Consider the following 14,138-nt stretch of genomic DNA (forward strand, 5'->3'; position numbering starts at 1 on the left):
AATAGATCGAAGCGCCGTTGTGTTCGAGGGTTGGCATGGCGTGCTCCTTCGTTGCAATGTTAGTCGAGTAAAGCTGGACCACCCCGTCCGCGACTCAGTCGCGTCCCGCCCTTCCTTGTCAGGAGGGGAAACTCTTGCTCTCCGCGCTGCGTTCGTGACGCAAGCATCAATGCATCCGGCTCAGGCTTGCGCCGGGCGCTTCCAGCCGAGCCAATCCACCACCGCCCCGCCCATCACCCGCTCCAGGTCGCGGCCCTTGAGCCACGGCAGCTCCTCGGTGAACATCGTCACGCACTGCCGGTACGTGCAGGGCATGCGCGTGATGTCCGTTCCCCAGAAACAGCGGTCGGGCCCGAATGCCTCGAAGATCCGTTGCAAGTGCTTGTGAATGTTCTTGTAGGGATACGGGTCGGACGAATAGCTCGGGGCGCCCGACATCTTCACGGCGATATTGGGATGCTTCGCCAGCGCCAGCATGGCGTCCAGATTCGCGAACACCGCGTCGTCCTTGACGCCGCGCCCGCCGCCGCCGCGCCCAAGGTGATCGATATGGAGCTTCAGCCCCGGATGGCGCTCGGCGATCTTCGCCAGCGCGGCCATGTTGTCGCCGCCCGCGAGCAAGCCGACCCGCAGCTCCTCCTTCTCGCACGCGGGCCAGAACCAGTCGAGCGAGCCGTCGGTCCACCGCGCCTTCTCGTGCGGTTGGTTGAAGGTGAAGCGAAAGCCGAGCATGCCCGGCCGCTGCCGCCAGTTGGCGACGATGCGCTCGCGCTCCAGGCTCTGCAAATCGAAATGGCCGAGGATGCAGAACTTGTTCGGATGCAGCCGCACCGCTTCGACGGCATATGCATTGACGGCCTCGCCCAGGCTGCTCGGCGGATGGATGACGGCGCAATCGACGCCGGCTTCACGCATCTCCGCGAGCGCATCGTCGATCGAATAGGTCGGCACCTGGCGATGGTGCGCGCTCATCTTGCCGTTCTGCCAGATGTGGATCTGCGAGTCGACGATCAGCATGAAGCCTCCTTGCAATACAGAGAGAACGGCGGCGTCGGGCGAATCAGGATTCGGAAATCAGAATACTCTGGCATCGATTCCCGGCTCACGTCGCAGTCTACGAGGGATTCTATCCGGAGCGGGAACGACGTCGCTTCAGTCAGTACGGCTCCCTCGCGAAGATGAACGTGGTCCCGGTCACGATCGGAGCGCTCGCGCCGACGAAGGAGACGTTCGCGTCCTTCACCTGCCGCTCGCCCGCGCGGCCCGCAGCCTGCAGCGCGCCCTCGATGATATGCCAAAGCCCGTGGATGCGGCCGGTGCCGAGGCTGCCGCCGAAGGTATTGAGCGGCAGCTCGCCGTCGAGCTCGATGCGGCCATCCTGTATGAAGTCGAGCGCCTCGCCTTCCTTGCAGAAGCCGTACGACTCGAGCCCGTAGATGACGGAAGCCGAGAACCCGTCGTAGATCTGCGCAACGTCGACGTCCTTGGGACCGAAGCCGGAGCGCTCCCAGGTGAGCTGCGCGGAGCTGCGCCCGCCCAGCATGTAGTCGGCGAGGCTGCCGATGCGACCCGCCACTTCGAAGTGCAGGCGCTGGCCGTAGCCCGCGAGATACGCGGGCCGGGGCTTCAGATCGCGCGCACGCTCGGCGGTCGTGAGCACGATCGCGACCGCGCCCTGCACCGGAAGATCGCAGTCGTACAGGCAGAACGGATAGGCCACCATGCGCGAATTCAGGTAGTCCTCGCGCGTCAGCGGAATCTGGTAGAAGAACGCATGCGGATTCATGTGTGCGTGGCGGCGCTGGGTCACGGCGAGTGTCGCCATCTTCTCGCGGCTCTGATTGTGCCGCTCCAGCCAGCGCGTGTAGGCGACCGCCATGCCCTGGCCCGGGCCGCCGAACCCATAGGGTGCGGTGAACTGGGTTGCGCCCTGAGCCTGCATGCCCGGAAGGTTCTGATAGGTGCCCTTGGGGTTGTGCATCGCGCGCCAGACCACCGCGTATTTGCACACCCCAGCGAGCAGCGCATTGACGGCCTGCTGGACCGCACCGCCGATATTGACCGACCCGGTCTGGATATGCCAGGCGAGATTCGGCAGCGCGAGCATCGCCATCATGCAGTTGACCGACACGACCGAGATGCCGTCGACTTCGGCGTGCCCCGTCGCCGGCAGCTCGGGATAGGTGGCGAGCCCGTCGATGTCGGCCAGCGTAAGGCCGGAGTCCTCGACCGCGCCTTTGACCGCCGCCAGCGCATGTGCCGCCAGCGGCACATCGGCCGATCGCGTGACTTTCGAATAGCCCATGCCGCTCACGGCAACCTTGCAGCGGTTCTCCCACATGATCGTTCCCTATTGATGAGCCGGAAAGTGGCTGACAAGCCGCTTTCCGCACGACGCTCCCCTCTCCCTTTGGGAGAGGGGTTGGGGGTGAGGGAGCGAGCGGTCAGCCATCGGGCGATAGCTCGCTAATTCCGAGGCGAATCGCCCGCCAGCCGGAACTGCGGCAGCGTGATCTCGTCGTTCAGAGGCTCGAACACCACCTCGACCCGGCGGCCGACCTTCGCTTCGGTGTACGGCGCATCGAGCAGATTGCCGGCGAGAAAGGCGTCGGGCGCGTCGTCGAGCTCGACGATGATGCTCGCGTAGGGCACCGCGGGCGCGAAACGCTTGTCCCCGGTGTGGTACATGATCGTGTACGCGTAGATCGCGCCCTGCCCGCGCACGGGCTCGAACGCGAGCTCGGTCGATATGCAGTTGACGCAGGTGGCGTAGGGCGGATGCTGGAAGTGCCCGCAGCGCTGACAGCGCTGCAATGCCAGCTCGCCGCGCTTGGCCGCTTCCCAGAACGGACGGGTCCATTCGTTCGGCACGGGAATGGGACGGGTCACCTTGCTCCAGTCGCTCATCGCTTGCGCTCTCGTCGGACGGTTTCGGTCGTGGCGGAACGTGCCATTCGCGCGTTGCGGCTACTGCTCGGACTTGAGGCTGCTTGCCACCTTGCCCCAGACGTTCACCTCGGTCTTGACCACGCGCGCGAGCTCCTCCGGTGAGCTCGCCAGGATCTCGGTGCCCTGCGTCGTCGCCATGCGCACGAAGTCGGAGCGCGCGAGCCCGCGCTTCACCTCCGCATTGAGCTTCTCGACGATCGCCATCGGCGTGCCTGCGGGTGCGAACATGCCGAACCATCCGAGCACCTCGTAGCCCGGCACGCCGCTCTCGGCCACGGTCGGCAGATCGGGCAGCGCTTTGCTGCGCTGTGCCGACGTGATCGCAATCGCGCGCAGGCGCCCCGCCTTGACCAGCGGCATGGAAGAAATCGTGGCGCCGATCATCCAGTTCACCTCGCCGCTCGCCACCGCCGGATAGGCATCCGCCACGCCCTTGTAAGGGATCATCACCATGCGCGTTTCGGTGAGCAGCGGCAGCAGCGACGCGCCGAAATGCGTGATGGCGCCGACGCCCGAAGTCGCGTAGGTGACGATGCCCGGTTTGGCTTTGGCCAGTGCGATGAGCTCCTTCACCGAATGCACCGGAAGCGAAGGCGACACCACGACGATGTAAGGGGTCGCCGTGAGATTGCTGACCGGCTGGAAATCGCGCACCGGATCGTAGTTCTGCGGTTTGTACGCGGCATTGGTGACGATGCCGCTGCTGCACACCAGCAGCGTGTAGCCGTCGGGTGCCGCCTTGGCCACCAGGTTGATGCCGATCGTGCCGCCCGCGCCGGTTCGGTTGTCGACCACGACCGGCTGCTTGAATACCGAATTGAGTTGCTGAGCGACGACGCGTGCCGTGGTGTCGACCCCGCCGCCCGCGCTCACGTTGACGACGATCCGAACCGGCCGCTGCGGATAAAACTGCACGGCGTCGGCTGCCGCGAGTGCGCCCGACCCGGCGCAGCAGCCGGCCATCAACGCACATTGCCATCGAACTACGGACATTCCTCCTCCTGTCGATCTTTTGTAAGCACCTGACATGCTCATTCCCTCACCCCTTACCCCTTGTTTGTCCCAATGGGTGGCTTGTCTTCCCTCTCCCTCCGGGAGAGGGATCGAGGGTGAGGGAAAACATGCGTCGTGCTCCGACTTCCCTCTCCCCCCACCCCCAGGGGGAGGGGAGCTTCCACATACTGACTACAATGGCCGTTCAGCATAACGCAGATTGGAGTGATCGCCCCATGCCGAACGCACCCTGGATCGGAATCTCACCCGCGGAAGAAGCCACCGGCGATCTGAAGCGAGCTTACGACAAGATTCTCGCCACGCGCGGCGGGCGCGTTCCGACGATACGCTCGGTGATGGCAGGCGAGCCGCTGGTGGTCGAAGGTTTCGCCTGGTTCTATCCGGACGACAACTATGCCTGCCGTTCCATCGACCGGCGGCTGGCCGAGATGATCGCCACCGTGGCGGGCGTTGCCAATGGGTCGAAGTTCGGCGGGCCCGCGCATGCGAGGCTGCTGGCGGAGGTGACCGGCGACGCGGCGTTCGCCGAGGCGATCTTGCGCGACTACGGCCAGGCCGGATTGTCCTCGAAGGAACGCGCGCTCCTCGACTACGCCTGGAAGCTGAGCCGCAATCCGGGCGAGATGACCGAAGCCGACATCGCGGGCTTGCGCGCACACGGCTGGACCGATCCGCAGATCGTCGCGACCGTGCACGTCACCGCGTTCTTCGCCTACATGAACCGGGTGGCGGAAGCGTTCGGACTGAGCCAGGCGGGCGGGCGCTGAAGCCGTGCGTTCGCGGGCGTATCGCGTCTGGAATCGGATACGACTCCGGAATCGGATACGACTCGCGGGCGCGTGCGCCCTGTTGGCTCACGTAAGAACCGAAGAACGCTGGCCTGCTACGCGCCTGCGTGCGTTTGACCATCGCGGTCCCCTGGCGCGATACTTCAAAGCTCTCCCGCCGCAACCGAGCCGCAGCCCATGATCTCCGTGCAACGAATCGGCCAGCGCTTCGCCGCCGAAATCTCCGGTGTCGACCTCTCCGCCCCGCTCGACGACGATACCTTCGCCCAGGTCGCGAAGGCGTTCTTCGACAACGAAGTGGTCGTCTTCCGCGATCAGCGCCTGACGCCGGCGCAGCAGATCGCGTTCACCCGCCGTTTCGGCCCGCTCGAAGCGCACGTGCGCAAGGAAAGCCGCCTGGCCGACCACGACGAGATTCTCATCCTGTCGAACCAGCTGGATGCGAGCGGAAAAGCGATCGGCGCCCAGGATGCCGGCCGCTACTGGCACAGCGATCTGTCGTACAAGCGCGAGCCGAGCCTGCTCTCGGCGCTGTACGCCATCGAGGTCCCCGTGAAGGACGGCGTCGCGCTGGGCAACACCTATTTCGCGAGCACGCCGACCGCTTATGATGCGCTCTCGCCTGCAATGAAGGCGCGGGTCGGGCGCTGGCGCAATGTCCACAGCTATCGCGAATACCGCCTCAAGAACTACGCCGCACAGCAGGAGGACATGCGCCGCGGCATCCGCACCGTGCAGGAGTTCGCGCCCACGCCCGAACAACTCGCCAGCGTCCCCGACATGGAAGTGCCGGTCGTTCGCGTGCACCCCGTGACCGGGCGCAATTGCCTGTTCGTCAACGAGGGCCACACCTCGCACCTGGCCGGCATGCCGCGCGCCGAGAGCGATGCGTTGCTCGCCGAGCTGTATGCGCACATCGCCCAGCCCGAATTCGTCTACGGGCACAGCTGGCGCCCGGGCGACCTGCTGATGTGGGACAACGTCGCCGTACAGCACAAGGCAACCTTCGATTACGATCCGCTGCCGCGACGGATGTATCGCACCACGGTGCGCGGTCCGGCGGTGGTTTGAGCGCAAGCGCGGCTGCAACGCCCAGGGAACTTCCGTCAAATGGCAGACGGCCTGCTCCTGCGCCGTGCGGAAAGCGGTTCGATATGAACAAGTGGTATACGGGACGATTGCGATGGACCAGGCGAACGGATTGATCACGGTCAGGCTGCACACCGCGCCCGAGCACGAGGACGAGTTCAACGACTGGTACAACCTCGAGCACGTGCCGCAACTGACCGCGCTGCCCGGGTTCGTGCGCACGCGCCGCTACTACTGCGCAGCCGCTGACATCCGCTATCTCGCCTGGTATGAAACGAAGGACGACTCGGTCGAGGGCGGACCTTACTTCCAGGGCATCGTATCCAACCCCACGCCTTGGTCGCTACGGATCCGCAAGCACTACGGCGAGAACCGTGAGCGCATGAACTTCAGGCTGATGTGCGAAGTCGGCACGGCGCCGCAGCCCGATGCGCCCTGGATGTATATCGTGCACACCGACATCCCGGAGCACATCGTGAAGGAGTACAACGCCTGGTACGACTCGGAGCACCTGCCGCGCTGCGTCGGCATTCCCGGCGTACTGCGTGCGCGGCGGTACATGGCGGTTACGTGCACCTCGGGCCACTCTGGCCCGAGGTATCTGACGGCTTACGAGCTCACTGGACCCGACGTGTGGGAAAGCCCCGCGGCGCTGCAGGCGCGCAAGACGCCGTGGACCGAGAAGATGCGCTCGCTATTCAGCAACACGCGGCGCGCGCTCTACCAGCTGGTTGCGCCGAGCGTTGCACACGACCAGGCGGTGAAGGCGCAATATCGGCCGACGCATTGAACCGTCGAACGGCACGTTACCGCCGGCCGCCACTGTGAATGGATCGCCAGGTGCTCGGCGCGACATGCCCGGCACATTCCGCGTCATTCCGGGGCAGCGGGAATCCAGGGTAGGTCAATTTTGGTCCCCGCTTGCACCGCGGTGATCAACGCCGATGTCCACGACGATGGCCGTGGCGATGCCGATTCCCGTGCCGATGGCCGCGGTCGCTATGGAAGTAGCCGAACGAAAAAGTTGCCGCGGGCGGGCCGTAGTAATCGTAACCATACCCGGGTCCCGAGTCGTAGGCCGGAACGGCCACGCAGCCCCCGAGCCCAAGCAAGGCAAGCGCGGCAACGAGCAGACTTTTCTTCATGTCTTTCTCCTTCGGATTGCAGTAGCCGAAGGGTGCCTGCTGTCGCGAACGGCAGGTGTAAAACGTTGTAATCACTTGTAACCAGAGGGGCGAAGTCTGACCACCCAGTCCGCGACATTGTCGCGTCCCGCCCCTCCTTGCCAGGAGGGGAACGAAAGGTTCTCCCCGCCTCTCACAAGGCGGGGTGCGCAAAGCGCCGGGGTGGTGTGGTTTCCCCTCCTCTCATGAGGAGGGGTGGCGGCGAAGCCGACGGGGTGGTGTGGTTTCCCCTCTAGTCTAGCCTCGCCTCTCTTTGCGAGCTCGCCTCACGCGCTGAGGGCGGCTTCGCGCACCTTGCCGACTTCCTTGCCGTTCAGTAATTCCGCATCCGCACGCGCCGCCTTGTCGGCTTTCTGGAAATCGGCCTCGGTGAAGCCGTACAGATGCGCACCGCCCATGAAGATTTTCGCAGCCGTGTCGCGCGAGCAGGTCCTGAGCAGGTTGTTCGACACGTTCGGAAAGTTGGAATCGAAGTGCGGGTAGTCGCTCGAGATGCACATGCGATCGGCGCCGATGAGCCCCGCGGTCGCTTCGATCTCGGGCTCGCTGCCCTCGACCGCCGCCCAGCAGTTGCGCTGGAAATATTCCTTCGGCGTGAGCGTCAAGTACGGCGCGTGCGAATCGCGATATTGCGGATAGTCCCATTCGATGCGCGACAGCAATCCCGGCGCCCAGGAGTTCTGCGCCTCCAGGAATCCCACGCGCAGCTTGGGATGGAACTCGAATACGCCGCCCACCATCATCGCCACCAAGGCCTGTTGCATCTCGATCCAGTGGCTCGCGACGTGGCGGTAGAAGCGGTTCTCGCCGTAGAGCGCATACATGTGCGAGTTCCACGCACCCGTACCCTCATGGAAGCCCCAGGTGACGCCGAGCTCCTCGTGCAGGCTGTAGAGCGGATCCCAGTAGTTGGAGTGCCAATAGTGGCCGTTGAGCAGGTTCGGGCGCACGAACGACCCGACGGCACCCAGCTCGCGTACGCAGCGCAGCAGCTCGCGGCATGCCAGATTGACGTCGTGCATAGGGAGCATCGCCACGAACTTCAGGCGCTCGGGGCTGTGGCTGGCAAACTCGTGTATCCAGTTGTTATAGGCTTGGCACAGGGCAAGCGACAGCTGCGGGTCCATGTTGTCGCGCGCGATCAGGGAGAGGCCCGCGGTCGGGTAGAGCACCGCGATGTCGATGCCCTCGATCGCCATGCCCATGACCTGCGCCTGCGCGTTGTACTTGCGCGCGATGGCGAAATCGAGCCGGTCGGTGGACTGCAGGCGCGAGCCCGAAAGCGGCTGTGACGCGTACTCCGAGACCGCGCCGCTGCGGCTGCGCTTGCGGTATTGCTGCATCTCCGCGTCCCTCGTCGTCGGCAGCCCATCGATCACGATGGTGCCGCGCTTCGGTCGTCCGTCCGCCCCGATCGGCAAGATCACCCGCTCGCGAAAGCGCGGCTCCAGGTAGCGCTCGAACAGGTCGGGCGGCTCCATGACGTGCATGTCGGAATCGACGAAGCGCAGATTGTCTTTCATGCCCCTCTCCTCCAGTCGTGGACGCGAAACGCCTGGCAAACGCTACGCCCCGCCCGGAATGCTGTCAATTCGCGACCGTGGGAACCGCCGCTGCGCCATGGCCGCACCGCCGCTGAGCTGCAGCACGCGCCGCACCGCGGGTTCCAGGAGCTACCTTGCGCCCCGTCCGCACGGCGCCATTCTTCCGCGGAGCAAAGCGGCTTAGCTTTCGCAAGCCCGGATTTCGGAGCGTACAATGCGCCCAGCCAGCCTTACCTGCACCAAGCGCGACGTTATCCGACGGAGGAGACGAACATGGGGCAAGTCCTGGGACTCGGCATCACGCACTATCCCCCACTCACGACCAAAGGCAACATGTGCCTGCGGATCCGCAAGTGCCTGCAAGATCCCGCACTGCCGGAGAAATTCCGCGACCTCGACAACTGGCACCCGACCATGCGGCTGCAATGGGGCGAGGACGAGGGCCAGGCGCATTCCGACAAGCATCGCGCTGACCTGATCGAGCAGTTCCGGTTCATCCGGGAGACGCTGGATGCGTTCGCGCCCGACTTCGTCCTGCTCTGGGGCGACGATCAGTACGAGAACTTCCGCGAGGATTGCGTGCCGCCGTACTCTGTGCTCGCCTACGACTCGGTCGAAGTTCACCCCTGGCAGCACAATACGCGCGGGCGTAACGCCTGGGACGAGCCCGACGACAAGGCCTTCACCATCAAGGGCCACCGGGCGGCGGGCAAGTACCTCGCGAGCGCCCTGTTGAAGCAGGGCATCGACGCCGCCTATGCCTACAAACCGTTGCACGAACCGCTCGGGCACGCATTCACCAACTCCGTGCTCTATCTCGACTACGATCGCAAGGGATTTCCCTACCCGGTCGTGCCGTTCGCGGTCAACGCGTATGGGCGCTGGGTCGTCTCGGCACACGGTGCGCCGATGTATCCCTCTGAAGCGGCGAGCCTCGGGGCGAACGAGGACAATCTCGATCCGCCCGCGCCGCAACCATGGCGCTGCTTCGATGTCGGCTCGGCCATAGGCCGAGCGCTGCAGGCAAGCCCCTGGCGCGTCGCCGTCATTGCCTCGTCGAGCTGGAGTCACTCGTTCCTGGTGAAAAAGCACGCGCACATGTTTCCCGACGTCGAGTCGGACAAGCGCTATTACGAGGCGCTATGCGCCGGCGACTGGGAATTCTGGCGCGACACGAACATCGAGCAGCTGGAAGATCGCGGCCACCACGAGCTGCTCAACTGGTTCTGCCTCACCGGCGCGATGCATGGCCTGGGCATTCGCAAGCCCAAACACGCGGTGTTTCTGGAGTCCTGGATCTCGAACTCCGACAAGGTGTTCGCGGTGTTTCCGCCGAGCGGCGAGAGCCGCGGCAAGCTGGCAAACTAGGCCTGGTCCGAGATCTTCGCGGCAGACTCGGTGCCGCGCGAGTCGAGCGATGCTTCGGCTGTATAGCCGTAGATCTCGCGCGCAGCTTCGGCACTGACGAGACCGGCGCGCAAATCGGCCGCAACCGCCGCATGCGCTCGTTTGCGCGGATCGCCGTATCCGCCGCCGCCGGGCGTCTCGATGATGACCCGATCGCCCGCTGGAACGAGTTGCCGGCCCTTCCCGGCCAGCACCTTGCCGGATGCGAGCCGCACCGATCCCGCGCCGCCGTCCAGTCCGCCGAGCGCACCGCGCGCGGGATACTTGATGCGATCGAAGCTCGCGCCCAGGATCATCGGCGCGCCGTCGCCGTTCTCGATCTCGATGGTTTGACCGAGCCCGCCGCGCCGCTCGCCCGGGCCGCCCGAATCGGTGCGGTATTCCTTGCGCCGGAAGACCAGCGGGCTCAGCGTCTCGATGATCTCGACCGCGACGTTCTTGATGCCGCTCGGAAACGAGGTGGTGGAAAGTCCATCCTTGCCGGGACGCGCCCCAGTACCGCCGGTGGTGAAGCAGATGACGTTGAACCGGCGGCTGCGCAGAAACGTCTCGGCCGCCATGCCGGCCACTGGCTGCCCGCCCGCGAGGCGGATGTTCCACAAGCCTGACGACCCCTCGGCCGGCACGCCATCGGGCCGCGCCTGGCGCAGGCAGCCGAACACGACATCGGGCAGCATCAGGCCGATATTCGCCCGCGCCGCAACCGCGAGCGGCGGCTGCGCGTTCAGGATGCAGTTCTCGGGCGCCGTGATGCGAACGACTTCGAGCGAACCGGCGTTGTTCGGCACGTCCGCACCGATGATGCAGCGAACGCCGAACGAGGTGTACGCATCCGTGTACGACTTCGGTACGTTGATGCCGCGCGCGACCACGGGACTCGTGCCGGTGAAATCGATCGCAATGCCCTTGCGCGAGATGGTGAGGCTTGCCACCAGCTCCACCGGGGTCTCGTAGCCATCGACCATCATTCGATTGCGGTATGTCCCGACTGGACTTACCCCGATTTCGTAGAGGGTTGGCAGTCTCAGTGTAGCGGGTGTTGTGCGGTGTATCTCCTTTCGAAGTTGACGGGTGACAGGTATCCCAACGCAGAGTGGAGGCGATGCGGGTTGTACCATCCCTCGATGTATTCGAATACGGCAAGCTTCGCTTCGGTTTGGTTCCTGAAACGTCGCTTGGCCAACAGCTCGCACTCCAGGCTGGCGAAGAAACTCTCCGCCATGGCGTTGTCGTAGCAGTCGCCCACCGAACCCATCGAAAGATGGATGCCCATCGCTTCGCAGCGATTGCCGAAGGCCACGGAGGTGTACTGCGTGCCGTGGTCGGAGTGGTGGATCGGCTCGCGCGGCTGACGCTGCGCAAAGGCCATCTCCAGGGCTGCCAGCACGAGCTCGGTGCGAAGGTGCATCTCCATCGCCCAGCCCACGATGCGCCGGCTGAACACGTCGAGCACGATCGCCAGGTACAGGAACCCCGTCCAGGTCGGGATGTAGGTGATATCGGCCACGTAGAGCCGATCGGGGGCGTCGCTTTCGAAGCGGCGTTTCACCAGGTCCGGCGCTGCGCTTGCATCGCGATCGCGCTGCGTAGTGATGACGAACCGCCGCCGGCTTGCCCCTTGCAGTCCCGCCTTGCGCATCAGACGGGCGACGCGATTGTGCCCGATGCTTATTCGTCGCGCTCTCCTGTGCGAACCAGGCCGCGGCTTTTGACAAGATCTCCCGCTCAACACGCAGCTGTCGGTTCTCCCGTCGCAGCCGGGTCAACTCCTCGCGTTCAACCGTGGTCAATCCGCCGTCGCCACGGCCAACATCACGTTCAGCCTGCTTGACCCAACGGTTGATCGACCAGCTAGTGCAGCCAAACTCTCTCGATAGCTGCGACGGCGAACGGCCCGAACGCACCAGCGCCACCATCTGGCGGCGAAACTCCGCAGTGTAGCGTTTTGCAAATTTGGACTTCGACATCGTAGTGCCCTCCTAACGTGCACTTTGAAGGCTCCACGAAACTAGGGCAAGTCCACCGCAACCGTTGTTGTTGATATGGTGCGTGATCTCGTCGGGCGACTCGCGGCTCTTCGCACGCCCGTTGAGGATATCGCCCAACTCCACCATACTTTCCCAATCGAAGCGCGACGACTGCTTGTTGATGAGCTGGCCGAACGTCGGCTCGTTACGGCTTCCCATGACGAAGTTCTGGACGAAGTCCGAGCTGCCGCCGAAGGGACGCAGGCTCACGACGATCGAGCGGCTCAGCGGAAACGTCTCGACTTCTTCTTCGAGCAGTGTGCCGATGCCCAGATGCATGCCTGGCCGCAGCCATTGCGGCTGGTACACGGGCTCGTACGAGCTCGTTGCGGTCAGTACGATGTCGGCGTCCTCGAATGCCTTCTCGGCCGAGTCGACCGCGATCACGTCCAGGTGGAGCTTTCGACGCATCGATTCGGCAAAGCGGGCGCGGTTCGACGCCGTGGGACTGTAGATGCGCACGCGCTCGAGCTTGCGCACCGCGGCCACGCATTCGAGCGCCGCTTGCGCCTGGGCGCCGCTGCCCAGCAGGGCCACGCGGCTCGCGTCTTCGCGCGCCATGTGTTTCACGCCCAGCGCCGTGGTGCCACCGACGCGCATGCGCTGGATGTGAGAATCGGGTATGAGACCCAGCACTTCGCCTGTCTCCAGACTCAGCAGCACCACCATGCTCATGAACTGCCAGCCGGGCGCCAAGGGCAGCTTCACGCGCCGCAGCGTATCGTCGAGCCGGGTCTGGGTATCGAAGTGCGTCGAGATGCGAACCGCGGCCACGCCGCATTGCGGATAGCCGCCCGAGATGGTCTTGAGCCGATACACGACTTCGCCCGCGCGCTTGGCTGCTGCGATCGTTTCCGGGGCATAGACGGGGTCGGCATCCAGCGGCAGATCCTCGATGAGGCGCTGCACACGTCCCCGGACCTCGGGGGTGTACCGATCGACCGGCAGGCAGGCATCCGCCCGCAGCGAATTCACCGCGGCGCCTGCGCCGTAGGCGCGAAACGCTTCCTCCATCGCATCGACATATTCCGCGGCGTCCATCGCCTGCGCGACTTCGCGATTGGTCAGTATGAGGGCCATGCATTGCCTCGAAGGTTACGGTGCATACGCTCGAATGCGTGCATCAGCGCAGCTTGATGTTCGCTTCCTTGATGAGACGGGCGAGCATCTTCGTGTCCTGTTCGACCGATCGGCGCAAATCCTCGGGGCTGCTGTGTCCGCCCACCAAACCGGCGGCCAGGAGCTTTTGCCGAACGTCCGGATTCGACAGCGCCTGCCCCATGGCCTCGTTGATTCGAGCAACCACGTTTGCCGGTGTGCCCGCCGGAGCGAACAGCGCGTACCAGGTGTCCCAGTCGTAGCCGGGAAGGCCGGATTCGTGGATGGGCGGGATTTCGGGGTGGGGCTCATAGCGCTTCTTGCTGGAAACGCCCAGCGCACGCAGCTTCCCAGCCTTCACTTGCGGTAATACCGCGGGATCGAGAAAGCCGAGATCGGCGTGTCCGCCGATGAGATCGATCGTCGCCGGCCCCGTGCCCTTGTACGGGATATGCGTCATCTTCGTGTGGGCCATGTGCTGTTGAAGAGCTCGCCCGCGATGTGCTGCCCGCCGCCGGCGCCGCCCGAGGCCATGTTGAGCTTTCCCGGGCTCGCCTTGGCCAAGGCGATCAGCTCCCGCGCATTGCGCGCCGGAACGAGTGGATGCACGACCAGGATATAGGGAAAGGTAACGACGCGCGTGACCGTAACGAGATCCTTGGCCGGCGCATAGGCCAGATTCGGATACGTAAACGGCGCGGCGGCGATCGGGCCGCGTCCCGCAAGCAGCAGCGTGTAGCCGTCGCCCGGCGACTTCGTGACATGCTCGCTGCCGAGGGTGCCGCCGGCGCCTGGACGGTTGTCGACGATGACGTTCTGTCGCAGCAGCTCCGAAAGCTTCGGTGCGACGATGCGTGCGGTGACATCCAACCCGCCCCCCGGCGAGTACGGCACGACGATGCGCACGGGACGTGTCGGATAATTTTGCGCTGCTGCGCCTAGCGCCCAGCATGCAAGCGCAGCGCCAAGCAATAGCCGCGAGGATCCATCGAACCAGGTCTTCATAGTGCTTCCTCCCACACGGGCGTCAAAGCAGGG

At 64.8% G+C, this 14,138-nt stretch carries 13 protein-coding genes and 1 pseudogene; 4 read left to right on the forward strand and 10 right to left on the reverse strand.

Translation table 11 applies throughout. The annotated features are described in order from the left end of the window. Window positions 1–180 precede the first annotated feature (180 nt). From GEV05_16495 to GEV05_16510, 4 genes are all read right to left on the reverse strand, one after another. Entirely contained in the window at window positions 181–1,017 is an 837-nt protein-coding gene (locus tag GEV05_16495; GenBank protein ID MPZ44964.1) for an amidohydrolase family protein, read from the reverse strand. A 139-nt stretch (window positions 1,018–1,156) separates the two neighbouring features. Beyond that, window positions 1,157–2,341: a hypothetical protein gene (locus tag GEV05_16500; GenBank protein MPZ44965.1), complete on the reverse strand. Its 1,185-nt coding sequence runs from the start codon at window positions 2,339–2,341 to the stop codon at window positions 1,157–1,159. A 125-nt stretch (window positions 2,342–2,466) separates the two neighbouring features. Then, window positions 2,467–2,907 carry a hypothetical protein gene (locus tag GEV05_16505; GenBank protein ID MPZ44966.1) on the reverse strand — a complete coding sequence of 147 codons (441 nt, stop codon included), beginning with the start codon at window positions 2,905–2,907 and terminating at the stop codon, window positions 2,467–2,469. A 60-nt stretch (window positions 2,908–2,967) separates the two neighbouring features. Beyond that, the gene (locus GEV05_16510; GenBank protein MPZ44967.1) at window positions 2,968–3,984 is read right to left on the reverse strand and encodes a tripartite tricarboxylate transporter substrate binding protein; all 1,017 of its coding nucleotides are present in this window, start codon (window positions 3,982–3,984) and stop codon (window positions 2,968–2,970) included. 86 nt (window positions 3,985–4,070) lie between these two features. Between GEV05_16510 and GEV05_16515 the strand changes: the two genes are divergently transcribed. The 3 genes from GEV05_16515 to GEV05_16525 all read left to right on the forward strand — a co-directional run bounded on the left by GEV05_16515 (window position 4,071) and on the right by GEV05_16525 (window position 6,630). Continuing rightward, window positions 4,071–4,730, forward strand: a complete 660-nt coding sequence (locus tag GEV05_16515) for a peroxidase-related enzyme (protein MPZ44968.1) — start codon at window positions 4,071–4,073, stop codon at window positions 4,728–4,730. A gap of 198 nt (window positions 4,731–4,928) precedes the next feature. Beyond that, window positions 4,929–5,822 carry a TauD/TfdA family dioxygenase gene (locus tag GEV05_16520; GenBank protein ID MPZ44969.1) on the forward strand — a complete coding sequence of 298 codons (894 nt, stop codon included), beginning with the start codon at window positions 4,929–4,931 and terminating at the stop codon, window positions 5,820–5,822. 112 nt (window positions 5,823–5,934) lie between these two features. Next, a complete protein-coding gene (locus GEV05_16525) occupies window positions 5,935–6,630 on the forward strand; it encodes a hypothetical protein (protein MPZ44970.1) in 696 nt (231 codons plus the stop codon). Between the two features lie 145 nt (window positions 6,631–6,775). On the opposite strand, the gene GEV05_16530 is transcribed toward GEV05_16525, so the two are convergent. Together GEV05_16530 and GEV05_16535 are read right to left on the reverse strand one after the other, a co-directional pair. Next, the gene (locus GEV05_16530; GenBank protein ID MPZ44971.1) at window positions 6,776–6,985 is read right to left on the reverse strand and encodes a hypothetical protein; all 210 of its coding nucleotides are present in this window, start codon (window positions 6,983–6,985) and stop codon (window positions 6,776–6,778) included. A gap of 305 nt (window positions 6,986–7,290) precedes the next feature. Continuing rightward, a complete protein-coding gene (locus GEV05_16535) occupies window positions 7,291–8,547 on the reverse strand; it encodes an amidohydrolase family protein (GenBank protein ID MPZ44972.1) in 1,257 nt (418 codons plus the stop codon). 294 nt (window positions 8,548–8,841) lie between these two features. Between GEV05_16535 and GEV05_16540 the strand changes: the two genes are divergently transcribed. Continuing rightward, complete coding sequence (locus GEV05_16540; GenBank protein ID MPZ44973.1) at window positions 8,842–9,936, forward strand: extradiol ring-cleavage dioxygenase; 1,095 nt, start codon at window positions 8,842–8,844, stop codon at window positions 9,934–9,936. Here the strand turns inward: GEV05_16540 and GEV05_16545 are convergent. The 4 genes and pseudogenes from GEV05_16545 to GEV05_16560 all read right to left on the reverse strand — a co-directional run bounded on the left by GEV05_16545 (window position 9,933) and on the right by GEV05_16560 (window position 14,052). Beyond that, window positions 9,933–11,093, reverse strand: coding sequence for a hypothetical protein (locus tag GEV05_16545; GenBank protein ID MPZ44974.1), 1,161 nt, complete (start codon window positions 11,091–11,093; stop codon window positions 9,933–9,935). The two genes, GEV05_16540 and GEV05_16545, sit on opposite strands and share 4 nt — an antisense overlap. Continuing rightward, a pseudogene (locus GEV05_16550) lies at window positions 11,000–11,942 on the reverse strand (IS3 family transposase). The gene GEV05_16545 and the pseudogene GEV05_16550 overlap by 94 nt, the downstream one beginning before the upstream one ends. Before the next feature lie 12 nt (window positions 11,943–11,954). Then, window positions 11,955–13,082 (reverse strand): hypothetical protein, encoded by a 1,128-nt coding sequence (locus tag GEV05_16555; GenBank protein ID MPZ44975.1) that lies wholly within the window; start codon window positions 13,080–13,082, stop codon window positions 11,955–11,957. Window positions 13,083–13,125: 43 nt separating this feature from the next. Continuing rightward, the gene (locus GEV05_16560; GenBank protein MPZ44976.1) at window positions 13,126–14,052 is read right to left on the reverse strand and encodes a hypothetical protein; all 927 of its coding nucleotides are present in this window, start codon (window positions 14,050–14,052) and stop codon (window positions 13,126–13,128) included. Window positions 14,053–14,138 lie beyond the last annotated feature (86 nt).

The sequence above is a fragment of the Betaproteobacteria bacterium genome, from assembly GCA_009377585.1.
Classification (GTDB): domain Bacteria; phylum Pseudomonadota; class Gammaproteobacteria; order Burkholderiales; family WYBJ01; genus WYBJ01.